The following is a 23,154-nucleotide window of genomic DNA, read 5'->3' as shown; positions in this document are numbered from 1 at the left end:
AGTGAAAGCTGACGACCCGTCCGGGGCGGAGCTTCACGGCCTGGTCATCCGCAGGACGTCCAGTGCCGCGTCCAGCTGTTCCACCGTCAGGTCGCCCCGCTCCACGTACCCCGAGGCCAGCACGGTCTCGCGGATCGTGGTGCCGTCCGCCAGCGACTTCTTGGCGACCTTGGCCGCCTCCTCGTACCCGAGGTACTTGTTCAGCGGGGTCACCACCGAGGGCGAGGACTCCGCGTAGGCGCGGGTCCGGGCGGTGTCGGCGGTGATGCCGTCCACCGTGCGGTCCGCCAGCAGCCGGGCGGCGTTGGCGAGCAGCCGCACGGACTCCAGCAGGTTCTTCGCGATGACCGGCATCATCACGTTCAGCTCGAAGTTGCCCGCCGCGCCCGCCACCGCGACCGTGGCGTCGTTCCCCATGACCTGCGCCGCGACCATCAGCACCGCCTCGGGGATCACCGGGTTCACCTTGCCCGGCATGATCGAGGATCCCGGCTGGAGGTCGGGCAGGGCGATCTCGGCCAGCCCGGTGCGCGGCCCGGAGGCCATCCACCGCAGGTCGTTGGAGATCTTGGTCAGCGAGACCGCGACCGTACGCAGCTGGCCCGAGACCTCCACGAGGCCGTCCCGCGCCCCCTGCGCCTCGAAGTGGTTGCGGGCCTCCGTCAGCGGCAGCCCCGTCGTACCGGCGATCTCCGCGATCACCGCGGCGGAGAAGCCGGGCGGTGTGTTGATCCCGGTACCCACCGCCGTGCCGCCCAGCGGGAGTTCGGCGAGCCGGGGCAGGGTGGCGCGCAGGCGCTCGACGCCGTAGGAGATCTGCGCCGCGTACCCACCGAACTCCTGTCCAAGGGTGACGGGCGTCGCGTCCATGAGATGGGTACGCCCCGACTTGACGACCTCCGCGAACTCCCGCGCCTTGCGCCCCAGCGACGCGGCCAGGTGCTCCAGGGCCGGGACGAGGTCGCCGGTGACGGCGGCGGTGGCGGCGATGTGGATCGAGGACGGGAAGACGTCGTTCGAGGACTGCGAGGCGTTGACGTGGTCGTTGGGATGCACGTCACGGCCGAGACGCTCGGAGGCCAGGGTGGCGATCACCTCGTTGGTGTTCATGTTGGACGAGGTCCCCGAGCCGGTCTGGAACACGTCGACCGGGAAGTGGTCGTCCCACCGGCCCTCGGCCACCTCGGCCGCGGCCCCCCGGATCGCCTCCGCGACCTCCGGATCGAGCACCCCCAGATCCGCGTTGACCTTGGCGGCGGCCGCCTTGATCCGGGCCAGTGCCTCGATGTGGGCGCGTTCGAGGCGCTGGCCGGACACGGGAAAGTTCTCCACCGCCCGCTGGGTCTGCGCACGCCACTTGGCGTGGGCCGGGACCCTCACCTCGCCCATCGAGTCGTGTTCGACACGGAATTCCGCCGGTTCCTGTGCATCGGTCATGTTGTTCGAACCTCCTGTGCCGTTGAGCGCGCGCTTCCGCGGGGCTATTCCCCGGGCGGCGGCCGGCGGATCATGGCCGGGGTCGCGACCCCGATCCGCCGGACACGAGCCCGGCCCGCCCCGGGGCCACCCTCTCCCGCACCCGTACCCCGCGCGCACACGGCACGCGGGGTACGGGGACGACGGGCGGGGCCGGCGCCCGGCCCGCTCAGGCGGCCGACAGCACGGCACGCAGCGCCGCCGCCAGATGCGCCGGGTCATCGGCCCCGCACAGCTCGCGCGCCGAGTGCATGGAGAGGCCCGGGACCCCGACGTCGAGCGTGGTCACCCCGAGGCGTGCGGCGGTCAGCGGGCCGATCGACGTGCCGCAGGGCATCGCGTTGTTGGCGGCGAAGGACTGCCACGGCACCCCGGCCAGGTCGCACGCCTCGCGGAAGAGCGCGACCCCCGTGCTGTCGGTGGCGTACCGCTGGTTGGTGTTGACCTTCACCGTCGGGCCGCCGTTCGGCAGCGGGTGGTGGCCGGGGTCGTGGCGCTCCTGGTAGTTGGGGTGCACGGCGTGGGTCATGTCGGCCGAGACGCAGAAGGACCCGGCCAGCGCCCGCGCCCAGTCCTCCGCGCTGCCGCCGCGCGCCGCCACCGCGCGCGACAGCACCCGCTCCAGCAGCGGGCTCTGCGCCCCGGTCTGCGAGGCGCTGCCGACCTCCTCGTGGTCGAAGGCCGCCAGCACCGGCACGTACCGGGGCTGCTCGACGGCGGTGGCGGCGTCCGCCAGCGCGGTGACGCCCGCGTGCACGGAGACCAGGTTGTCGAGACGGGGAGCGACCACGAACTCCTTCTTCACGCCCAGGTATCCGGGCGGCTGGACGTCGTGCAGCATCAGGTCCCAGCCCAGTACGTCCGCCGGGTCCGCGTCGGCCGCCGCCGCGACCCGGCCCAGCAGCGCGCCCTCCTCGGGGGCGCCGAGCGACCACACCGGGGCGAGGTGGCGCTGCGGGTCGAGCAGCGCGCCCTCGTTGACCTTCCGGTCGAGGTGGATGGCGAGTTGCGGGACGCGCAGCAGCGGCTCGTCGATCCGTACCAGCAGTTCGCGCGGGGCGCCGGGAGTGCTGCCGCGCAGGGTGAGCCGGCCGCTGATGCCCAGGTCGCGGTCGAGCCAGGTGTTCAGCGGCACCCCGCCGTAGATCTCGACGCCGATCTGGCGCCAGCCCGCCGTCCCGGTGTCGGGGTTCGGCTTGACCCGCAGGTTCGGCGAGTCGGTGTGACAGCCGACGATCCGCAGGGGGGTGTGCACGGGCGCGTCCTCGGGGACGTACCAGGCGATCAGCGCCCCCGCTCGGGCGACGTAACAGCCGCCGGTCGTACCGCTCCAGTCGTCCGTGCCGCGCATCTCGCGGAATCCCGCCTTCTCCAGGCGCGTCACGGCGCTCGCCACCGCGTGGTAGGGGGAGGGGCTGGCGGCGATGAAGGCCAGCAGGTCGTCGGTGTGGCTTCGGTGGGGGGCCGGCGTCATGCGTCGTCCGCCTTTCCGGTGGTGTGCGACCGCGAGGGTGGGGCACGGGGGTGGTCGGCGATCTCCCCGCCGCTCGCGGCACACGGGCGAGTTGGGCGCGCGGCTCGTGCGGGCGGTGGGGGTGCCCGGCGGATCAGGCCCGGACGCGCTCAACCCACCGCAGACGCCGGGCACCGCGCAAGCCCGCCCCCGGGCACGCTGCGGGAAAGGGGCGGTGGTCCGGGCGCCGGTCGGCCCCCCGGGCCACGGGGCCGCGGCGGCACCGGAGGGCGGGGGGCACCGGCCCACCGCATCGGGTGCCGGGCCGAATTCGCTGTCCGCGCGCGCCGGACGCGCTTCCACGGGGGCCGCACCACGGGGCGGGGACGCCGCCCGCGCACCACCGGTCCGCCGCCCCGGGAAGAGCGGCTGTCACCTGGCGCCATTTCGCGAAATTGGCTTGATTTCGACGGTGCGCCCGGGAGCGGCCCGCAGGCGCCCCGAGGGCGCCCGAAGGGTGCGCGCATGGGGGCGCGTGGGCGGCTCCGTACGACGGACAGGGGCGTTCCGGCCGGATGACACCGGCCGGAACGTCCCTGGGAAGGCTTCCGCGTACGTCGCGCAGCGTACGGATCAGGCTCCGTGCGCTGCGCGGACGGCAGGGATCAGGCGAGGCCGGGGCCGCGCACCGGGATGCTGGTGAAGGTGGGCGCCGGAGCGGGCTCGGTGAAGAAGTCGTTGCCCTTGTCGTCCACCACGACGAACGCGGGGAAGTCCTCGACCTCGATCCGCCAGACCGCCTCCATGCCGAGCTCCTCGTACTCGACGACCTCCACCTTCTTGATGCAGTCCTGCGCCAGCCGGGCCGCCGGGCCGCCGATCGAGCCCAGGTAGAACCCGCCGTGCGTGCCGCAGGCGTCGGTGACCTGCTTGCTCCGGTTGCCCTTCGCCAGCATCACCTTCGAGCCGCCCGCCGCCTGGAACTGCTCGACGTAACTGTCCATCCGGCCGGCCGTCGTCGGGCCGAACGAACCGGAGGCGTACCCCTCCGGCGTCTTCGCCGGGCCCGCGTAGTACACCGGGTGGTCCTTGAGGTACTGCGGCATCTCCTCGCCCGCGTCCAGCCGCTCCTTGATCTTGGCGTGCGCGATGTCGCGGGCCACGACCAGCGGGCCGGTCAGCGAGAGGCGGGTCTTGACCGGGTACTTGGTCAGCTCGGCGAGGATCTCGTCCATCGGCCGGTTGAGGTCGATCCGTACGACGTCACCGGACTCGTCGAGGTGCTCGTCCGTGGTGTCCGGCAGGAAGCGCGCCGGGTCCGTCTCCAGCTGCTCCAGGAAGACGCCCTCGGCGGTGATCTTCGCGGTCGCCTGGCGGTCGGCGGAGCAGGAGACGGCGATGGCCACCGGCAGCGAGGCGCCGTGCCGGGGGAGGCGGACCACGCGCACGTCGTGGCAGAAGTACTTGCCGCCGAACTGCGCGCCGATCCCGATCTTCTGCGTCAGCTCGAAGACCTTCTCCTCCAGCTCCTTGTCCCGGAAGCCGTGCCCGGTGGGGGAGCCCTCGCCGGGCAGCTCGTCGAGGTAGTGCGCGGAGGCGTACTTGGCGGTCTTCAGCGCGAACTCCGCCGACGTACCGCCGACCACGATCGCCAGGTGGTACGGCGGGCAGGCCGCGGTTCCCAGCGAACGGATCTTCTCCTCCAGGAACTTCATCATGGAGGCCTCGTTCAGGACGGCCTTCGTCTCCTGGTAGAGGAACGACTTGTTCGCGGAGCCGCCGCCCTTCGCCATGAAGAGGAACTTGTACGCGCCGCCGTCGGTGGCGTACAGCTCGATCTGCGCCGGGAGGTTGGAGCCGGTGTTCTTCTCCTCCCACATGGTGAGCGGAGCCATCTGCGAGTACCGCAGGTTGAGCTTGGTGTACGCGTCGAAGATGCCGTGCGACAGCGCCTCCTCGTCACCACCCTCGGTCAGCACGTTCTGCCCGCGCTTGCCCATGACGATGGCCGTCCCGGTGTCCTGGCACATGGGCAGCACGCCGGCGGCGGCGATGTTCGCGTTCTTCAGCAGGTCCAGCGCCACGAACTTGTCGTTCGAGGACGCCTCCGGGTCGTCGATGATCCGCCGCAGCTGGGCGAGGTGGGTGGGCCGCAGGTAGTGGGAGATGTCGTGCATCGCCTCGGCGGCCAGCGTGCGCAGCGCCTCGGGCGCCACCTTGAGGAACGTACGGCCGTCGGCCTCGAAGGTCGAAACGCCTTCGGAGGTCACCAGCCGGTAGGGCGTGGTGTCCTCTCCCACGGGGAGCAGATCGGAGTACGCAAACTCTGGCATTTCGGCCATTCCTTACTCGGCGACAGCGGCTGACCTCCCTTGGGCAGCGCACCCACCAGGGTAGAGCTCGGGAGGGAGGCCGGTTCTGTGAGGTAAGGCTCACCCCCGAGGGCGGGGGCGGGGGCGAGGGGGGCGAGCCGGGTCCTCCGCCGTGCGACGCACCGCACCGGACGCCGCCCGCCGATCCGGCGCGAATTGTCGGGCACGGCCTGGTCGCGATCTATCGCGTTTGGGTACGCTGGGCCGGTGGACCTCGAAAAGCAGCCTCAGCAGTCCCCGCGGCCGACGGCCACGGCCGCCGCCCCGGCCTCCGGGCCCTCCGGCCTCCGCGCGTCCGACGCCGACCGCGACCGGATCGCGGACATCCTGCGCGAAGCGGTGGCCGAAGGCCGGCTGACCGCCGAGGAGCACGCGGAGCGGGTCGAACTCGTCTACCGCGCCAAGACCGTCGGCGAGCTGGAACCCCTGGTGGGCGATCTTCCCGCCACCGGGAGTCCCGCGCCGGGGCGGGCGGCGGCGAGCCCCTTCGCGGCGGAGGCGGGCACCGCCTCCGCCGACGCGGAGAAGCTCGTCGCGGTCTTCAGCAGTGCGACGCGCAGGGGCCGTTGGCGGGTCGGCGGGCGCACCCACGCGTTCGCGCTCTTCGGCACGGTGGAGATCGACCTCACCGAGGCGCTGTTCGGGCAGCGGCTCACGGTCATCAACGCGACGTCGATTTTCGGCAATGTCGAAGTCAAGGTTCCGGAGAACATCACCCTGCGCGGCAGTGGCACCGGGATTTTCGCCAACTTCGAGGTGGAGAACACCGAGTCCGCCGATCCCGAGGCGCCGGTGGTCGTCGTCAACGGCTACTCCGTCTTCGGGAACGTCGAGGCCAAGCCCAAGCGGGGCAAGCTGATCGAGAATCTCCAGCGTCAGCTGCGCAAGCACCTCGGCCACTGAGCGGCGGTCGTCGAACACCCGCCGTCCGGTGCGCGACGCGGCCCGGCCGGGGGTGGAGTGATCGGGCGTGACGGGAGTGGGCGGCGCTATTCGGCCAGGGCGCGGGCCGAGCCCTCTTGCACGCCCCGTTCGGCGGTGCCACGCAGCGCATAGCTGTGCGTACAGCGGGTAAAGAATCCTGCATCGTCTCTCGCTCGCGAAGCCGTCGTCAGGAGTAGACCGTGCTGCAACTGCCTCATCAGCCCCTGCAGGTCGCCGCTGTGCCCGCTCAGCGAGCTCCCGCACGGGAAGACCAGGCGGGACCCTGGCATTCCGAGGCGGTGTGCCGCCGGGACGAAGCCGGGCTTTTCTTCGCGCCGTCGAAGGAGCCGACAGCCGCCCGGCTGTCCCGTGAGGACGCCGCGAAGCGGGTCTGCGCCCGCTGCCCCGTCATGGTGGAGTGTCAGGAGCATGCCCTGATGCAGCCGGAGCCGTACGGGGTCTGGGGTGGTCTCACCGCCGCCGAGCGGCGGGTGGTGCTGGCCCGCAGGCGCCGGCGCGACATGGAGCTCAAGGCGGCCGCGGCCGCCAAGGGGCATATCGCCGCCGCCGGCTGATCCGCGCACGGCGCGAAGGGGGCCACCGCCCGGTGGCCCCCTTCGCGTTCCGGCGGCGCGGTGCGCTCGCCGGGGTCGCGGGTCTCCTGCGCTCGCCCGGATTCGCGGGTCTACTGCGCCCGGTCGAAGTCGATCGCGCTGTACGCCCGCAGCTTCGACAGCCGGTGCGTGGACGAGATGGTGCGGATCGTGCCCGACTTGGAGCGCATCACGATCGACTCCGTGGTGGCGGTCTCCGCCCGGTAGCGGACCCCGCGCATCAGTTCACCGTCGGTGATCCCCGTCGCCACGAAGAACACGTTGTCGCCGCGGACCAGGTCGTTCGTCGACAGCACCCGGTCCAGGTCGTGTCCGGCGTCCAGTGCCTTCTGCCGCTCGGCCTCGTCCTTCGGCCACAGCTTCCCCTGGATGACACCGCCCAGGCACTTTATGGCGCAGGCCGAGATGATGCCCTCGGGCGTGCCGCCGATGCCCATGAGCAGGTCGATGCCGGTCCCCTCGCGGGCGGCCATGATCGAACCGGCGACGTCGCCGTCCGAGATGAACTTGATCCGGGCCCCGGTGTCCCGGATCTCCTTCACGATGCCCTCGTGGCGCGGGCGGTCGAGCACGACGACGGTGACGTCCTCGGGCGAGGAGTGCTTCGCCTTCGCGACCCGTCGGATGTTGACCGCGACGGGTGCGTCGATGTCGACGAAGTCGGCGGCCTCGGGCCCGGTCACCAGCTTGTCCATGTAGAAGACGGCCGAGGGGTCGAACATCGCCCCCCGGTCGGCGGCGGCCAGCACCGCGATGGCGTTGGGCATGCCCTTGGCGTTGAGCGTGGTGCCGTCGATCGGGTCCACGGCGATGTCGACCTCGGCGCCGGTGCCGTCGCCGACCCGTTCGCCGTTGAAGAGCATCGGGGCCTCGTCCTTCTCCCCTTCGCCGATGACGACCACGCCGTTCATCGAGACCGTGGAGACGAGGGTCCGCATGGCCCTCACGGCGGCCCCGTCGGCACCGATCTTGTCGCCGCGCCCGACCCAGCGGCCGGCGGCCATGGCGGCGGCCTCGGTGACCCGGACCAGTTCGAGGGCGAGGTTGCGGTCGGGGGCCTCCGGAGAGACTTCCAGCTGGGACGGCAGATGGTGCTCGGGCATCGGAGCACGCCTTTCTGTACGACGACGACCGGAAATGAGCGTGCTTCGACTCTATCGGTAGGCCGATAAAATGAGCAGAGCGCCCCACGGATGAGCGCACGAGCCCGGGCCGGGGTCCCGGGCGGTCGCTCTCGGGCCGCATGCCACCATGTATCCGTGGCAAGCAAGCGAGGTAAGCAGACAATCCGGGACATGTTCCTGTCGATGGTGTTGATCGTCGCCGCGGCCGGCGTCATCTACGTCTTCGTTCCGCACGACGACAAGGCCGACCCGGTCCAGACCGTCGACTACCGCGTCGAACTCGCGACCGCGCGCCGCGCGGCCCCGTACCCGGTGGCCGCCCCGTCCGGGCTTCCCGACGGCTGGAAGGCCACCTCCGTCTCGTACGACGGCGCCGACGGCAGCAGCTGGCACCTGGGATTCATCGACCCCGACGGCAGGTACGTCGCGGTGGAGCAGTCCACGACGCCCGCGAAGAAGTACGTCCCCGACGTCAGCCAGGACGCCGAGGACACCGGCCGCACCGAGACCGTCGCCGGCCAGGAGTGGCAGTACTGGAAGGGCGCGAAGTACGACGCCCTGGTGCTGAACGCCGACGGCGCCACCACGGTGGTCACCGGCTCCGCCCCCACGAAGCAGCTGGTCGCGATGGCCACCGCGCTCACCACGTCCTGAGCCCGGCCCCTCCCGACTCCTCCCCGCTCTCCCTCCCGGGCGCCTGCCCGAAGACGCCGGGAAGCCCGGAACACCTCGGGTGTTCCGGGCTTCCCGGCGTTCGTGACCGGACCGGTCAGACGGTGGTGACGACCTCGTCGTACGACAGGCGCGGCAGGCGCGGGAACCAGGCGTCCTCGCCGGGCTTGCCGATGTTGACGACCATGAGCAGCTTGTGGTCGGCGTCCAGGAACTCCTTCTCGATGCCCGCGGCGTCGAAGCCGGTCATCGGGCCGGCGGCCAGGCCGGCGGCGCGGACGCCGACGATGAAGTAGGCGGCCTGGAGCGCGGCGTTCAGGGCGGCCGACTGCTCGCGGACCGGGCGCTCGGAGAAGAACGCGTCCTTCGCCTGCGGGAAGTGCGGCATGAGCGCCGGGAGCTCCTCGTGGAACTCGTTGTCCGCGGCGAGGATCGCGACCAGCGGCGCGGCGGAGGTCTTCGGGCGGTTTCCCTCGGCCATGTGCTCGACGAGGCGGGCGCGGCCCTCCTCGGAGCGGACCAGGACGACGCGCAGCGGCGACTGGTTGAAGGCGGTGGGGCCGTACTTGACCAGTTCGTAGATCGCCTGGATCTGCTCGTCGGTCACCGGCTCGTCGGAGAAGGTGTTGGCGGTGCGGGCCTCGGTGAAGAGGAGGGCCTGCGCGGCGGGGTCAAGGGCGAGAGACATGCGCGATCTACCTTCTGGACGTACGGAATCGGGCGACGGGGTCACCGTAGCCGAGAGGTAGATTAACTTTCAACTAAATCGGGCGAGGAGTGATCCACGCCATAGGCCCGGTGGGGCGATCACCCGATCCGCACGCCGGTCGCCGCGGCGACCCGGAGCCGGCCGACGCGCCGGTCACTCCGCCGACGCGCCGGTCATTCCGCCGGCGTGCCGTCCTCCGGCCCGGCCAGGGCCGCGTCGAGGCGGGCGCGGGCGCCCTCCAGCCAGCGGCGGCACACCTTCGCCAGCTCCTCGCCGCGCTCCCAGAGCGCCAGCGACTCCTCCAACGTGGTGCCGCCCGCCTCCAGCCGGCGCACGACCTCGATCAGCTCGTCGCGCGCCTGCTCGTAACCGGGCGTGCCGGTCGCACCGGCGGTGGTCGTCCCGTCGTCCGTCATGCCGCCCACTCTATGTGCGCCCACCGACAGTGGTCCCGGCCGCGGACCCGGCCCGGGGCGCCCGGGCGGCTCACCCCTCCACCCGTACCGCGAACTCGCCCTCCGACACCCGCGCCCGCAGCACCTCACCCGGTGCGCCGGCCTCCTCGGGGGAGCGCACCACGTGGCCGTCCGCCCGCTGGAGCACCGCGTAACCGCGCTCCAGGGTCGCCGCGGGGGAGAGCGAGACCACCCGGGCCAGGGTGTGCGCGATCTCCGAGTCGGCCCGGTCCAGCAGATGCCCCAGCACCCGGCGCCCCCGCCCGGCCAGTGCCTCCACCTCGTCGGCCCGCTCGTCCACCAGCCGCTGCGGACGCTCCATCGCCGGCCGGCCGAGCGCGTGCGCCAGCCCCCGCTCCTCGCGTTCCAGCAGCCCGCGGACGGTCCGCAGCGCCCGGTCCCGCAGCTGCTGGACCCGGTCCAGCTCCTCGCCCACGTCCGGTACGACCTTCTTCGCCGCGTCGGTGGGCGTGGACGCGCGCAGGTCCGCGACCAGGTCCAGCAGCGGGGAGTCCGGCTCGTGCCCGATCGCGGAGACCACCGGCGTACGGCAGGCGGCCACGGCACGGATCAGCGTTTCGTCCGAGAACGGCAGCAGGTCCTCCACGCTGCCGCCGCCGCGCGCGACCACGATCACGTCGACGTCGGGCATCGCGTCCAGCTCCTGGACCGCCTGGACCACCTGGTTGACCGCGTGGACGCCCTGCACGGCGGTGTTGCGCACCTCGAACCGCACCGCCGGCCAGCGGCGCCGCGCGTTCTCCAGCACGTCGCGTTCGGCCGCCGACGCCCGCCCGCAGACCAGCCCGATCAGCTGCGGAAGGAACGGCAGCGGCTTCTTCCGGTCCAGCGCGAAGAGTCCCTCGGAGGCGAGGGACTTCTTCAGCTGTTCCAGCCGTACCAGCAGCTCGCCGATGCCGACCGGGCGTATCTCCGTCGCCCGCAGCGAGAGCTGCCCGCGCGGTGCGTACCACTCCGGCTTCGCCAGGACCACGACCCGGGCGCCCTCCGTCACCACGTCCGCGATCCGGTCGAAGACCTGCCGGAAGCAGGTCACGCTCACCGAGATGTCGTGGGCCGGGTCGCGCAGGGTCAGGAAGACGACTCCCGCGCCCGGCCGCCGCGAGAGCTGCGTGATCTGCCCCTCGACCCAGATCGCGCCGAGCCGGTCGATCCAGCCGCCGATGAGCCGGGACACCTCACCGACGGGCAGCGGGGCTTCCGCGGACGTGTTGAGAGCCATACGGGCGAGCGTAACCGCCCCCGCGGACACCGGCCCCGTTCCCGCACCGCGCCCATGTTCCCGCACCGCGCCCGTGTTCCCGCACCGCGCCCGTGTTCCCGCACCGCGCCCCCCGCCCGTTCAGGTCCCGGGCCGGGTGCCCCCGCTCCGGCCCATGGTCTCCTCGTCACCGCCGGGGCGCCGGCCGCCCTGCACCGCCACCACCACGAGCCCGACGGCGAACCAGCAGGCACCCACCACCTGCGCGCTCGTCGTCGCCTCCACGATCACCGCGACCAGCGCCGCCGCACCCAGCACCGGCACCACCAGATGGCGCCACCAGCTCGGGGCGCCCTCCATCCGGCGGACCACGAACCAGCCGACCACCGACGCGTGCAGCAGCACGAACGCGGTCAGCGCGCCGATGTTCACCACCGACACCAGATGGTCGAGCCCGTCGTCCCGCCGGGCCGCCCAGACCGCCGCCACCAGCGTCACCACCGCCGCGCAGAGCACCGCGACCCTCGGCACCCCCGACTTCGCGTCGATCCGCGCCAGGAACGACGGCAGCCGCCTCTCCCGCGCCATCGCGAACACCAGCCGCCCCGCAGCCGCCTGCCCGGCCAGCGCCGCGAACGCAGCCCCGACCGCCTTGCTCGCCGCGACCAGGTCGTGCAGCCAGGTGCCGACCGAGGCGTCCACCGCGTCGTAGAACGCCGACCCCTGCGCCGCCGGATCGGCCGCCAGCTCCGCCGACGAGACCGGCTCCAGCAGCGCCGCCAGATACGACTGCACCACGAAGAGCGCCCCCGCCATCACCAGGCAGAACAGCACCGCCCGCGCGACCTTCGCGGACCCGCCCGTCACCTCCTCGGCGAACGAGGCGATGGCGTCGAACCCCAGGTAGGAGAGGACCGCGACCGACACCGCCCCGATCACCGCCGTCGTCGAGAACCCGGAGTCACCGGTCAGCGGCGTCAGCCAGCCCCGCTGCGCCCCGTCCCGTACCAGCACCACCACCGCCGACACCACGAACACCAGCAGCACCGCGATCTCCAGGCCGAGCACCGCGAACCCGACCCGAGCGGCGGCCCGCACCCCCCACAGGTTGAGCGCCGTGGTCAGTACCACCGCGATGGCCGTCCACACCCACCGCGACACCTCCGGGACCAGCGCGTTCATCGCGATCCCGGAGAAGAGGTAGGCGACCGCGGGGATCAGCAGGTAGTCGAGCATCGCCATCCACCCCGCGATGAACCCGGGCACCTCGCCGAGCCCCTTGCGGGCGTACGTGAAGACCGACCCGGCCTTCGGGGCCACCCGCACCATCTGCGCGTAACTGAACGCCGTGAACGCCATCACGACCGTCGCCACGACGTACACCAGCGCCACCGCGCCGTCCGACTTCGCGTCCAGCGTGCCGAAGACGCCCACCGGGGCCATGGGGGCGATGAACAGCAGTCCGTAGACCACCAGGTCCCTGAACCCGAGCGAGCGGCGCAGTCCGCTCCGCGCGCTGCTGCCCGTTTCCGTTCCCGGCATCTGGCCCTCCATGGTGTCCGGCCCGGCGGCGGGCCCGCCGGCGCGGGCGGGCTCGTACCCCGGTGATCACGGCCCAGTCTCCCGACCCGGCCGAGCCCGCGCCTGTTCGGTACGGCCTTACGATGGGACGCATGACTGCAACCCCTGCCCGCCGTGTCCTGCTCGCCGCTCCCCGTGGCTACTGCGCGGGCGTGGACCGTGCCGTGATCGCCGTCGAGAAGGCCCTGGAGCAGTACGGCGCCCCGGTCTACGTGCGCCACGAGATCGTGCACAACAAGTACGTCGTGCAGACCCTGGAGAAGAAGGGGGCGATCTTCGTGGAGACCACCGCGGAGGTCCCCGAGGGCTCCATCGTGATGTTCTCCGCGCACGGCGTGGCCCCGACCGTCCACGCCGAGGCCGCCGAGCGCCGGCTCGCCACGATCGACGCCACCTGCCCGCTCGTCACCAAGGTCCACAAGGAAGCCGTCCGCTTCGCCAAGGAGGACTACGACATCCTCCTGATCGGCCACGAGGGCCACGAAGAGGTCATCGGCACCAGCGGCGAGGCCCCCGACCACATCACCCTGGTCGACGGCCCCGAGGACGTCGCCAACGTCCAGGTCCGCGACGAGTCGAAGGTCGTCTGGCTCTCCCAGACCACGCTCTCGGTGGACGAGACGATGGAGACGGTCGACGCCCTCAAGAACAAGTTCCCGAACCTGCTCTCCCCGCCGAGCGACGACATCTGCTACGCCACGCAGAACCGCCAGGTCGCCGTGAAGAAGCTGGCCGAGGACGCCGAGCTGGTCATCGTCGTCGGCTCCAAGAACTCCTCCAACTCGATCCGCATGGTCGAGGTCGCCCTGGACGCCGGAGCCCCCGCCGCCCACCTGGTGGACTTCGCGTCGGAGATCGACGAAGCCTGGCTCGAAGGCGTCACCACGGTCGGCCTGACCTCCGGCGCCTCCGTCCCCGACGTCCTCGTCGACGGTGTGCTGGAGTGGCTCGCCGAGCGCGGTTACGCGGACGTGGAGACGGTCAGGACGGCCGAGGAGTCGATCACCTTCTCGCTGCCCAAGGAGCTCCGCCGCGACCTGCGCGCCGAGGCCGCCGCCCTCGCCCAGCAGTAACGCTCGACACACGCTCCGCAGCCTTCCCCCGCAGCAACGCTCGATCCACGCTCCACACGCGTCCGGTGGGAGTGGTCTCGCACGTCCCGTCGACTCCGGACGTGCGAGACGCCCGCTGCCCTTACCGTGGTGCCCATGGAGATCTTCGGCGTGGACATCGGCGGTTCAGGGATCAAGGGCGCTCCCGTGGACCTGGATCGTGGGGACTTGGCGCAGGAGCGCCACAAGGTGCTGACACCGCATCCGGCGGTACCCGACGGGGTGGCCGACTGCGTGGCCGAGGTCGTCGGCCATTTCAAGTGGTCCGGACCGGTCGGCATCACCTTTCCCGGTGTGGTCACCGACGGCGTCACCCGTACCGCCGCCAATGTCGACAAGGGCTGGGTCGATCTGGACGCCCGCGCGCTCCTCTCCGAGCGGCTCGGGTGTCCCGTGACGATCCTCAACGACGCGGACGCGGCGGGCGTCGCCGAGATGACCTTCGGCGCGGGCAAGGGCCGCAAGGGCACGGTCATCACCCTCACCTTCGGCACCGGCATCGGCTCCGCCGTCTTCACCGACGGCCGGATCGTGCCCAACACCGAGCTGGGCCACCTGGAACTGAACGGCCACGACGCGGAGAAGCACGCGTCGACCAAGGCCAAGGAGGACCACGACCTGAGCTGGGAACACTGGGCGCACCGGGTACAGAAGTACCTCGCCCACGTGGAGATGCTGTTCTCGCCCGATCTCTTCATCATCGGCGGCGGAGTGAGCCGCAAGGCGGAGAAGTTCCTGCCGCTCATCAAGCACGTACGGGCGGAGATGGTCCCCGCCCAGCTGCAGAACAACGCCGGCATCGTCGGTGCGGCCATGGCGGCCCGCGCGGCGGGGAAGTAGCGGAATCCCGGGCCCGCCCGCCTCTCCCCAGGACCTCGCGATTCCGTGATCCTGCTCGTGGTTCCTACGCCTGGGGGGTGCGGCGGGCCCGGCCCTGTCCGACGGGGCCACCGCGCGCCCCCGGGGCGGGACGCGCCTTCCCCGGCCGGGGGCGCGCGCCCGGGCCGAGCCGGTCCTCCGGGCGGGGCTGGTCCTCCGGGCAGGGCTGGTCCTCCGGCCGCCCGTCGGCGCTCGCGCTCCGGTCCCCGGGCTGCTGCCCGGCGGCGGCCGGCCGGAGCGCCCTGGCGGCGAGCAGCAGCTGCCGTTGCCGCATCTGCCGGACCTTGCGTACGGTCGCGATCACCCCGGCCACGAGCGTGCCCCCGTACAGCCAGCCGGCGTGCACCGCGAGCGCGGTCACGACCGCCATCAGCTGCCCGCCGAGCCCGCCGTCGCCCCCGGCGACCGGCAGCACCCCGACGGCGAACGCGATCGGCACGCTGATCGGCGCGGTCACCAGGTCGGCGGGCCTCACCCAGAGCGCGGTCAGCGCGCTGACCGGGACGAACAGCGCTCCGTAGACGAGGGCGGACGCGTCGAACAGCAGCCACACCAGGCAGGCCAGCACGAACATCGCGGCGGCGGCGAAGAGCCCCGCGCCGATCCCGGTCAGCCGGGGGTTCGGAAATCTGCGCAGCGCCAGCACCACGGGAGGCACGTTCCGCCGGGCGCCGGGCGTGCCGACCACCCGGTAGACGGCCGAACTCTCGGCGAGAGGGGCGCCGCCCCGAGGGGCCGGGGCCGCCGAGGGCTCCTGGGGCTTCCTGCGCTGCGGGGGACGAGTCCTGTGCTGCTCCACCTGGACAACGTAGGTCGCGGAACAGGGTGAATCAGGCGTTGGACACGCGCTTTGGCCGAGCTTGGGGCTGCGTTCGACGTCACACGGCCGAATGAGGGCCCTGTTCGGTGCGGGGCGCCTCTCCCGGCGTACGCCCCGGGCCGGGGCCCTGGCGTCGGCGCCCTCCACCGGACCCGTGACGGCACGGTCGGCCCCGCCCGTAAACTGGAGAATCGGTCCACTGCCGGGCCCGCCCGGTACGCCCCGCCCCTCCGCCCCGTCCTCACTCCAGGAAGTCGCCAACGTGTCGCTCACGATCGGAATCGTCGGTCTGCCGAATGTCGGCAAGTCGACCCTGTTCAACGCCCTGACCAAGAACGACGTACTGGCGGCCAACTACCCGTTCGCCACCATCGAGCCGAACGTCGGCGTCGTCGGCGTGCCCGACCCCCGGCTGAACACGCTCGCGGGGATCTTCAACTCGCAGAAGATCCTCCCCGCCACGGTCGACTTCGTGGACATCGCCGGGATCGTGCGCGGCGCGAGCGAGGGCGAGGGCCTGGGCAACAAGTTCCTCGCGAACATCCGTGAGTCCGACGCGATCTGCCAGGTCATCCGTGCCTTCAAGGACGAGAACGTCGTCCACGTCGACGGCAAGGTCTCGCCCAAGGACGACATCGAGACGATCAACACCGAGCTGATCCTCGCCGACCTCCAGTCCGTCGAGAAGGCCGTCCCGCGCCTCACCAAGGAGTCCCGCCTCCAGAAGGAGAAGGTCGCCGTCCTGGCCGCGGTCGAGGAGGCCCAGAAGATCCTGGAGTCCGGCCAGACCCTCTTCGCCGCCGGCATCACGGCCGCCACCGAGAAGGGCCGCCTCCTCCACGAGCTGCACCTCCTCACCACCAAGCCGTTCCTCTACGTCTTCAACGTCGACGAGGACGAGCTGGTCGACGAGGACTTCAAGAACGAGCAGCGCGCCCTGGTCGCCCCGGCCGAGGCCATCTTCCTCAACGCCAAGATCGAGTCCGAGCTCATCGAGCTGGACGACGAGGAGGCCCTGGAGCTCCTCCAGTCCATGGGCCAGGAAGAGCCCGGCCTCGCCACCCTCGGCCGCGTCGGCTTCGACACCCTGGGCCTCCAGACCTACCTCACGGCAGGCCCCAAGGAGACCCGCGCCTGGACGATCAAGAAGGGCGCCACGGCCCCCGAGGCGGCCGGTGTGATCCACACCGACTTCCAGAAGGGCTTCATCAAGGCGGAGATCATCTCCTTCGCCGACCTCGTCGAGACCGGCTCCGTCGCCGAAGCCCGCGCGAAGGGCAAGGCCCGCATGGAGGGCAAGGAGTACGTCATGCAGGACGGGGACGTGGTGGAGTTCCGGTTCAACGTGTGAGCGAATGACGTGTCACGCTGCTCAGTCGGCGAGTATGCATGTCGGAAGGGGCCAACTCCTCGGGGAGTCGGCCCCTTCGTCCATTCCGCGCCGGACGTGCTGCAGCCTGGTTCAGGTGCCGTAGACGGCGGGGCGATGCCCGACGTGGACGACCCACACCACGACCTCTCCATCGTCGATCGTGCAGACGACCCGGCAGCCGCAGAATCGCAGGCGGCGGCGTTCCGGCTGTGACACGAGCGCGGTGGTGTCGAAGCCGGGGTAGGGAGGGGCGCTCTCCGGCTCGGTCAGTTGGCCAGGATGCGCAGGGCCGGGTCGCGGGGGATCTTCCGGAGCTCGGCCTGCGCCTCGGGGCGGAAGGCGGTTCGGTACCCACGCACCGTGGGCCGGCGTCTCCCTCATGGTGTCCTCGATCGGGATGCCGGGTGCGGAGCCGGCCGTGCGCTCGTCGATGATTCGATTGATCTCGCGCTCCGCTCCCGCAGCACCTCGACGGAGACGGCGGAGACTCCCGGGCCGGGTATACGCGGCAACGCGGGCGCTGGGTGACCGTCCTGGTCGTGGAAGGCGGGTGTGACCGGGTGGTCGACCGTCCCCCTACGGAGTCCTCGCCGTCGCTGGGCGTCGACCTTGCATCCGAAGTGGCTCATTCCCCGGCGTCGTTGAGGTGACCTGCCGCCACCTGCCTCCGGCGCGCTTGCGAATGCCGGGGGAGTGGCTTCTCGTTCGCTTCGGTTGTCAGTATCGAGAGCCGTGTCCGTTGTTGCTACCGAGTGGGCGGGTGCCCCGATCGTCGCTCATGAGTAGAACAAATGCCCCTGTTCGCCCGCGAGTTCTCAGGGTGCCTGATGTTGTCGGCGCCGTATAATCGCGCGTACTTGCATTGCCTGTGAAACGGGGGATACAGCTATGCGCATCAGTCTGGTCTGTGTTGATGGTTCGGAGAGTCTTTCCTCGCTCCGGGACGCAGTCAACCGGCAGGTCGGCAGGCCGGACTTCGCGGCCGAGATCACCAAGAAGCCCGGTGCGCGCGGGGACATGGGCGTACTGGACGAGGGGATCGCCTTCGCCTCTCAGCACCCGCAGGTGATCGAGCAAGCACTGACGGCCTTCCTCATCTGGCTGGAGGCACGTCTGGGGCGGACCAGCACCTGGACCGTGACCGATGGCAGGCGCACCGTGCAGGTGGAGGCGACGAAACTCGACCGTCGCGCGCGAGAAGCCATCGCCGAGCTTCTGAAGGAAGCGGCAGAGGAAGAGACAGACCGGCCGGGTAGCTGAGTCCGCCCCTGAGGAAGAGGGCCGTTGATGACCAGCCAGCCCAGACCGTTCGACCCGCAGCGATCCCGTGCCATGCTCATCGGCTGCCACGAGTACTCACGCAGCCCCGGGCTGGAAGACCTGCCCTCGGTCGTGCACAGCCTCGATGCGATGAGTGACCTGTTGCAGAGCTGGGGGCTCCCCAACCGCAATTACACGCGGTTCAGCTCCCAGGACGTGCCGCTGCAGCCCGACAACGTCCTCAGAGCGCTGGAGAATACGAAGACGAACTCTCCGGAGCAGATGGACCTGTTCCTGGTCTACTTCTCGGGACACGGGTACCCCCTCGGCGAGCAAGGCCTCCACCTGGCGTTGAGCGACACGACCTCGGTGGAGGGGAGAAGCGGCAGCCTGGCCTTCCAGGACGTCGCCCGCATTCTGCAGGACGCGACGTTTCCCGCCGACCATGTCATCGTCATCCTCGACTGCTGCCATGCGGGCGTGGCGATCGACCACGTCCGGGCCGAATTGCAGCAGCCCGGGGTGGTGGAGAAGATAGCCCTGCTGGTCGCGGCCGACAAGGACAAGCTGGCCAGGTCGCCGGTGGAGGACGGTCCCAGCTTCTTCACCAACGCACTGGTCAGGGCCGTCACCGAACTCGCCCCGCCGAAAGACGCCTATCTGAGCCTCGACACTCTCGGTCTTCTGATCAAGAAGCAGGCCGAAGACCACAACCACAACCTCGGACTCCTCGACTCGGACAAGTACGTACCGGAACCGCTCTTGTCACCCGGCGGTATCCGGCACATGCCCTGGCTTCCCAACCTCGCGCCGCAGACCGTGGTCGAATCCTCCGCGCCGGAGCCCGCGCAGGGTTCCTCACCGGCCGCGGCCGTGCACGGGGACGCTGCGTCGGGGGGTGCCGGTTCCAAGCCCGCACGCCAGGAGCCCCCTCCCCCCGCGGGACTGCGATGGCCTTGGGACTACCGGCGGGCCGGCCGCCCGGCCCTTCCCCGGCCGAAGCAGTTCGTTCTGCTTCAGGAGCGTGCCCGGTCCGGTGCGGTGGTGCCGGTGACCGGAGAGCCGGGCGTGGGGAAGAAGGCCCTCACGGAAAGTTTTTTGGGCGCCCCCGGAGGCGTGTGCGCCGCTCTGCCCCTGGACCCTTATGTGCTGGGCCTGGATCTCGACCTGATCCGGTACGACAGCCCGGTCCCGGCCCTGCGGTCTCTTCAGCTCGCCCTGGGAGTGACCAGGGAGGACAGTGCTGGGCTCGAACCGACCACCGCCGACTTCGCCGATGCCCGTGAACGGGCGGTGGCGGAGCTCGCCCGTCGCGCCGGTGGGCGGCCGTTGGTCCTCTACATCACCCTCCGTGCCACCAGGAGTGACCTTCGCAAGGTCTACGAGGACCTGGAACTGCTCCTCGCCTATCCGCTGTTCCGGGACGCACTGGTCCTGTTGGTCGCGGCCCGGAACGCCGGAGGCATCACTGGTAACGGCCAGCTGATGCCTGCCGCCGCGGTGCCGGTACCCGGCTTGGAACGGGGCGAGGCCGCCGAACTCATCCGGCAGCTCCTGGACGAGTACGGCATCACCGGTCTGGATCCGGACGAGTCGCTGCGGTTGGCCGGCGACGAAACGATGACCCTGCGCCCGGTGGTGCTGATGCAGGCCGTCGCCGCCCTGGGCGCGCGTACGAGTCTCCTCAACGAACAGCCCGACAACGCCCGTCTCGGTAAGGAGATCAGGCGGGCGACCCACTATGTGATCGAGCCTGTGCTGATCGAATCCGGCTGCCGGCTCCGGGAGGGGGGCGAGCCAGGTGCTCTCGCCATTCTGCTGGCGTGGGTCCAGTTGGGTACGCCTCCCATCGTGGTGGACGAATTGCCGGTCGCGCTGAAGCCCTTGCAGGGGGTGGTCGACTGGCTGCGGGCATCCGGAGTCCTGGTGGACACAGTTCTCGGCGCGGGGCCGCTGGAAGTGACGGTCGGCTCGGTGGCCCAGGACGCGCTCCGGGAGATCCGCAGAAGGCTCCAGTTCTCCCCCCGCGACCGGTACGGGGAGAACCGGGTTCCCGACGTGCTTCTTGGCGCCGCGCAGGTCGACGAGGCCGAAGTCGACCGGCTCGTCGGGAAGGCATCCGCGGAACTGCTTGCCCACATGCATCAGTTCGGCTCGCCGTCGAGCCCGGAAATGGTCGACAGCCTGGTGGACCACCGACGGCAGGCAATGGACGAGTTCCAGTCGGTGGGGGCCCTGGAACGGGCCCTCAACGAACTGGACGAGCTGGAGCTCCCGGGCCTGTCACGGTCACGCCTCGAGGAATGGTCCGAGACGCGGTCCGTCCTCACCACACACCTGCTGGCACAGTCCGTCGACACCCCATTCCTCCCCGTCGACCTGAGAGAGTCCCAGGCCGGTCTGGGCAGGTTGCAGAGAACGTCCCCGATCCATACCCCAGGCGTGTTTCCGCCCTTCCGGGTCGGCATCGCACAGCTCAACGTGCTGTCCCGTCTGCCTGTCCACACGCCAGGAGTGCGCGACAGCCTGTCGGAGGTCCTGCTTCATCTCGAAGAAGAGTTCCGCCGGATGCCGGGCATCGGTCACACGGAGATCAACACGCTGGACCGCCTCACCTTGCTCTGCGCGCGGCAGCTGGACGCGGTCGACGAGGTCTGTGAGTTCCGTACCTATGTGCTGGACCGGCTCGCCCTCGATTTCTGTCTCGACTTCTCGGCGGGGCGCGTGAGCAGAGTCTTCGCTCTGGCGGGCTGGGGGCTGCAGACGGTACAGCTCACCGACGACCACGAGATTCTGCGGCGGATCGCAGGATCGGTGGAGAAGCTGATCGACAGTCTCGAGGACTCGATCAAGGCTTCGCCGAGCGACGGACTCGCGCGGCTGTGCCATCAACTGCATCTGCTCGAGGCGCGGGTCGGCGACGCCCCGGAGACGAAGGCCCGACACCTGATCGAAGCCGTCCGGATCGCGAAGGAGTCCGTGCAAGTAGGGATGAGGCAGCAGTTCGAGAAGACGCTGGAAGCCATCATCGGCGAGGAGTCGGCCGCGGCGACACTCGGATGCCTGCTGAAAGGCCTTCTGATCTACGACTCGCACGGCCCCGCGAAGGGCTTGACCCCGGTCACTCGCTGGCGGGTGGCCAGCCAGGTAATGGAAACCCTTGTCGGCCAGGAGTCGGCCGCGACGATACTGGGGTGCCTGCTGAAAGACCTTCTGAGTCAGGACTCGCACGGCTCCGCCGCGGGTCTGGACCCGGTCACCCGCTGGCGGGTGGCCAGTCATGCGATGAATTCCCTCATCTCGATGCGTTCCTCGCTACTCGGGCGCGAGCGGCTGGCTGTGCTCGAAGACATCGAGGCGTCCGGCGCGCTGGTTCCCGGTTCGGACAGGGACGAGCAGGTCTTCAGAGCGTTCCTCATCACGGCCGGCGTTCCGGACAAGGAGTCCCTGGGCATGCACCGCGAGGTGCTGCGGGATCTGCACGAGGTGAAGGCCGGTCTGGACCGGTCGCTGGACGGCAGCCAGGACTGGATGGTGCTGCGCAGCTGGCTCACTGTGAACAGCATGCTGGCCCAGCGGGTCTGGTCCGAGACGCTGCGGGACGTCGCGGGCCCGGCGCTTGCCCGCTGGACGGCTGCGGTCGGGCGGGCTGCCGACACGAGGGAGCCCGAGACCTGGTCCATGTTCGTGGGCCAACAACTGTTCGGCGAAGTGGACTCCCCGCTGGTTCTGCCCGGACCGTGCTCCCTGGCTCCGGTGCCGGAGGCGGACCGGGAGCCGGAACTCGAGCTCGAGCGGAACCTGCGCGCTGTTCACGCGGAGCGGCAGGCCAGGGTGCGGTCATTCGCCGAGACCTATGGGCCGTCCAACACGTGGTTCAGGGCGCACCACTGCCTGGAGCGCCGCTTCCTGCACGAGTTGGCCGTCGTCACCGGGAGAGCGATCCCGGCCGGAGCCTTCCGCCGGATCTACTCCGTGACTCAAGGACGTCAGCCGCGACCTCAGTACGAGTTCCTGACGATCATGGCCATGGACGCCATGGCTGACTGGAACTTCTCCGCCGCTGCCAAGAGAGCGGACCCCAGACACAAGGTCCTGCCGGAGCACAGGAGGAGGGAACTGCTTCTGCTCCGCGCGGACGCCCTGCTTCGGGAGGGGCTGTGGAGCAACTCCCCCGGACCGCAGCGCAGCCGCCTCCTGGAGACCGCTCACAGGGAGCTCGCCGAATCCCCGAAGTCCGTGCCGGGGCACTGGGGTGAGGTACTTCGCCTCCGTGCGGCGTGCGCGTTCAGTCCGTCACCGGATCCCTCGCTGACGGGGATTCCCGCCGAGCTGGACAACCTGCTGACCTCGGCGGAACAGGCCGGCTTCCTGCAGCTCGCGGCAGCGCTCACCGATCTGGGCCAGGCCACCACCGAGGGCGAACGAGGTTCCTTCACCGCTGCCTTCACCGACCTCGGAGTCACGATCGAGACGGTCCGGCAGCTGGCCCTCTTCCACCTGGAGCAGGCGGAACGGCTCTGCGGCTTCGTTCCCCTGTCATGGGACGCCCGGGGCCCTGGGCGTCCCGGGCTCACCCTTCCGTCGACCGAGGAGAGTGAAGAGCGCGTAAGGAATCGTCTCGTGCGGGCGTGGGCTTGCCTCAGCACGGCGGTGTGGCTCAACCCGGGGAGTTGGGAAAGCCGGGTCGCTCTCGCGCTGGCTCAAGGCCGTGTCCTGGCGCTGGCCCACCTGATCTGGGGTGAAGACGCCGTCCGCGTGCTCGAGCTGGACCAGGGATACACCGGGTCGTGCGCGGGTCTGGGGCGTACGCTGCTGGGCTTTGCGGTGGACCACACGGCGAGCCACGGGCAGTCGGCCGGGAAGCGGTTGCTCACGGCTTTCGGTACGGACGGGTCGAACCACGTCGGCCACTCCTGACGGCCCGGCCACGACGCTCCATCCTGAGGGGGCGGAGACGAACAGGCCGTAGGGGCCGCGGCCGGCGCACGCCTGCCCGCCTGGGGGCGGGCGGCTACGGAGTCACCGAGAGGCTGGCCCCGCGTCGCGAGCCGGGGGAGCCGGTGGAGCGGCAGCAGTCCGGGGCGTCGCCGATCGTGGCGTCCAGGA

At 70.8% G+C, this 23,154-nt stretch carries 17 protein-coding genes and 1 pseudogene; 8 read left to right on the top strand and 10 right to left on the bottom strand.

The window, feature by feature from the left end; translation table 11 throughout:
* Nucleotides 1–33 precede the first annotated feature (33 nt).
* The 3 genes from ACFZAX_RS21975 to ACFZAX_RS21965 all read right to left on the bottom strand — a co-directional run bounded on the left by ACFZAX_RS21975 (nucleotide 34) and on the right by ACFZAX_RS21965 (nucleotide 5,262).
* The gene (locus ACFZAX_RS21975) at nucleotides 34–1,437 is read right to left on the bottom strand and encodes an aspartate ammonia-lyase (RefSeq protein WP_390963561.1); all 1,404 of its coding nucleotides are present in this window, start codon (nucleotides 1,435–1,437) and stop codon (nucleotides 34–36) included.
* 208 nt (nucleotides 1,438–1,645) lie between these two features.
* Complete coding sequence (locus ACFZAX_RS21970) at nucleotides 1,646–2,950, bottom strand: M18 family aminopeptidase (RefSeq protein WP_390963560.1); 1,305 nt, start codon at nucleotides 2,948–2,950, stop codon at nucleotides 1,646–1,648.
* Nucleotides 2,951–3,594: 644 nt separating this feature from the next.
* Nucleotides 3,595–5,262: a FumA C-terminus/TtdB family hydratase beta subunit gene (locus ACFZAX_RS21965; RefSeq protein WP_390963558.1), complete on the bottom strand. Its 1,668-nt coding sequence runs from the start codon at nucleotides 5,260–5,262 to the stop codon at nucleotides 3,595–3,597.
* A gap of 246 nt (nucleotides 5,263–5,508) precedes the next feature.
* On the opposite strand from ACFZAX_RS21965, the gene ACFZAX_RS21960 reads away from it, so the two are divergent.
* Together ACFZAX_RS21960 and ACFZAX_RS21955 are read left to right on the top strand one after the other, a co-directional pair.
* Nucleotides 5,509–6,204 (top strand): DUF1707 domain-containing protein, encoded by a 696-nt coding sequence (locus tag ACFZAX_RS21960; RefSeq protein WP_390963556.1) that lies wholly within the window; start codon nucleotides 5,509–5,511, stop codon nucleotides 6,202–6,204.
* A gap of 221 nt (nucleotides 6,205–6,425) precedes the next feature.
* Nucleotides 6,426–6,800 (top strand): WhiB family transcriptional regulator, encoded by a 375-nt coding sequence (locus tag ACFZAX_RS21955; RefSeq protein ID WP_390963554.1) that lies wholly within the window; start codon nucleotides 6,426–6,428, stop codon nucleotides 6,798–6,800.
* Between the two features lie 110 nt (nucleotides 6,801–6,910).
* On the opposite strand, the gene glpX is transcribed toward ACFZAX_RS21955, so the two are convergent.
* The gene (gene glpX / locus ACFZAX_RS21950; RefSeq protein WP_390963553.1) at nucleotides 6,911–7,942 is read right to left on the bottom strand and encodes a class II fructose-bisphosphatase; all 1,032 of its coding nucleotides are present in this window, start codon (nucleotides 7,940–7,942) and stop codon (nucleotides 6,911–6,913) included.
* Nucleotides 7,943–8,098: 156 nt separating this feature from the next.
* Here glpX and ACFZAX_RS21945 point away from each other — a divergent pair, with 156 nt between their 5' ends.
* The gene (locus ACFZAX_RS21945) at nucleotides 8,099–8,617 is read left to right on the top strand and encodes a DUF4245 family protein (RefSeq protein ID WP_390963552.1); all 519 of its coding nucleotides are present in this window, start codon (nucleotides 8,099–8,101) and stop codon (nucleotides 8,615–8,617) included.
* Nucleotides 8,618–8,732: 115 nt separating this feature from the next.
* On the opposite strand, the gene ACFZAX_RS21940 is transcribed toward ACFZAX_RS21945, so the two are convergent.
* The 4 genes from ACFZAX_RS21940 to ACFZAX_RS21925 form a co-directional block, all read right to left on the bottom strand.
* Nucleotides 8,733–9,323 carry a malonic semialdehyde reductase gene (locus ACFZAX_RS21940; protein WP_390963550.1) on the bottom strand — a complete coding sequence of 197 codons (591 nt, stop codon included), beginning with the start codon at nucleotides 9,321–9,323 and terminating at the stop codon, nucleotides 8,733–8,735.
* Nucleotides 9,324–9,517: 194 nt separating this feature from the next.
* Complete coding sequence (locus ACFZAX_RS21935; protein ID WP_390963549.1) at nucleotides 9,518–9,760, bottom strand: exodeoxyribonuclease VII small subunit; 243 nt, start codon at nucleotides 9,758–9,760, stop codon at nucleotides 9,518–9,520.
* A gap of 70 nt (nucleotides 9,761–9,830) precedes the next feature.
* Nucleotides 9,831–11,042, bottom strand: coding sequence for an exodeoxyribonuclease VII large subunit (gene xseA / locus ACFZAX_RS21930; RefSeq protein WP_390963548.1), 1,212 nt, complete (start codon nucleotides 11,040–11,042; stop codon nucleotides 9,831–9,833).
* A gap of 120 nt (nucleotides 11,043–11,162) precedes the next feature.
* The gene (locus ACFZAX_RS21925) at nucleotides 11,163–12,563 is read right to left on the bottom strand and encodes an amino acid permease (protein WP_390963547.1); all 1,401 of its coding nucleotides are present in this window, start codon (nucleotides 12,561–12,563) and stop codon (nucleotides 11,163–11,165) included.
* Nucleotides 12,564–12,685: 122 nt separating this feature from the next.
* On the opposite strand from ACFZAX_RS21925, the gene ACFZAX_RS21920 reads away from it, so the two are divergent.
* Both ACFZAX_RS21920 and ppgK read left to right on the top strand, forming a co-directional pair.
* Nucleotides 12,686–13,675 carry a 4-hydroxy-3-methylbut-2-enyl diphosphate reductase gene (locus ACFZAX_RS21920; protein WP_390963546.1) on the top strand — a complete coding sequence of 330 codons (990 nt, stop codon included), beginning with the start codon at nucleotides 12,686–12,688 and terminating at the stop codon, nucleotides 13,673–13,675.
* A gap of 135 nt (nucleotides 13,676–13,810) precedes the next feature.
* Complete coding sequence (ppgK, locus tag ACFZAX_RS21915) at nucleotides 13,811–14,554, top strand: polyphosphate--glucose phosphotransferase (protein WP_390963544.1); 744 nt, start codon at nucleotides 13,811–13,813, stop codon at nucleotides 14,552–14,554.
* A 64-nt stretch (nucleotides 14,555–14,618) separates the two neighbouring features.
* Here the strand turns inward: ppgK and ACFZAX_RS21910 are convergent, their stop codons facing one another.
* Nucleotides 14,619–15,392, bottom strand: coding sequence for a DUF6542 domain-containing protein (locus tag ACFZAX_RS21910; protein ID WP_390963542.1), 774 nt, complete (start codon nucleotides 15,390–15,392; stop codon nucleotides 14,619–14,621).
* A gap of 283 nt (nucleotides 15,393–15,675) precedes the next feature.
* Here ACFZAX_RS21910 and ychF point away from each other — a divergent pair, with 283 nt between their 5' ends.
* Nucleotides 15,676–16,764, top strand: a complete 1,089-nt coding sequence (gene ychF, locus ACFZAX_RS21905) for a redox-regulated ATPase YchF (protein WP_386887593.1) — start codon at nucleotides 15,676–15,678, stop codon at nucleotides 16,762–16,764.
* 111 nt (nucleotides 16,765–16,875) lie between these two features.
* Here the strand turns inward: ychF and ACFZAX_RS21900 are convergent.
* Nucleotides 16,876–17,144, bottom strand: a pseudogene (locus ACFZAX_RS21900) (type II toxin-antitoxin system RelE/ParE family toxin).
* 529 nt (nucleotides 17,145–17,673) lie between these two features.
* Between ACFZAX_RS21900 and ACFZAX_RS21895 the strand changes: the two are divergent.
* Nucleotides 17,674–18,045: a hypothetical protein gene (locus tag ACFZAX_RS21895; RefSeq protein WP_390963541.1), complete on the top strand. Its 372-nt coding sequence runs from the start codon at nucleotides 17,674–17,676 to the stop codon at nucleotides 18,043–18,045.
* 27 nt (nucleotides 18,046–18,072) lie between these two features.
* A complete protein-coding gene (locus ACFZAX_RS21890) occupies nucleotides 18,073–22,965 on the top strand; it encodes a caspase family protein (protein WP_390963540.1) in 4,893 nt (1,630 codons plus the stop codon).
* Nucleotides 22,966–23,154: the final 189 nt, after the last annotated feature.

This window comes from Streptomyces sp. NPDC008125, from assembly GCF_042957125.1.
Taxonomy (GTDB): domain Bacteria; phylum Actinomycetota; class Actinomycetes; order Streptomycetales; family Streptomycetaceae; genus Streptomyces.
This window is presented reverse-complemented; position numbering and strand designations above follow the sequence as displayed.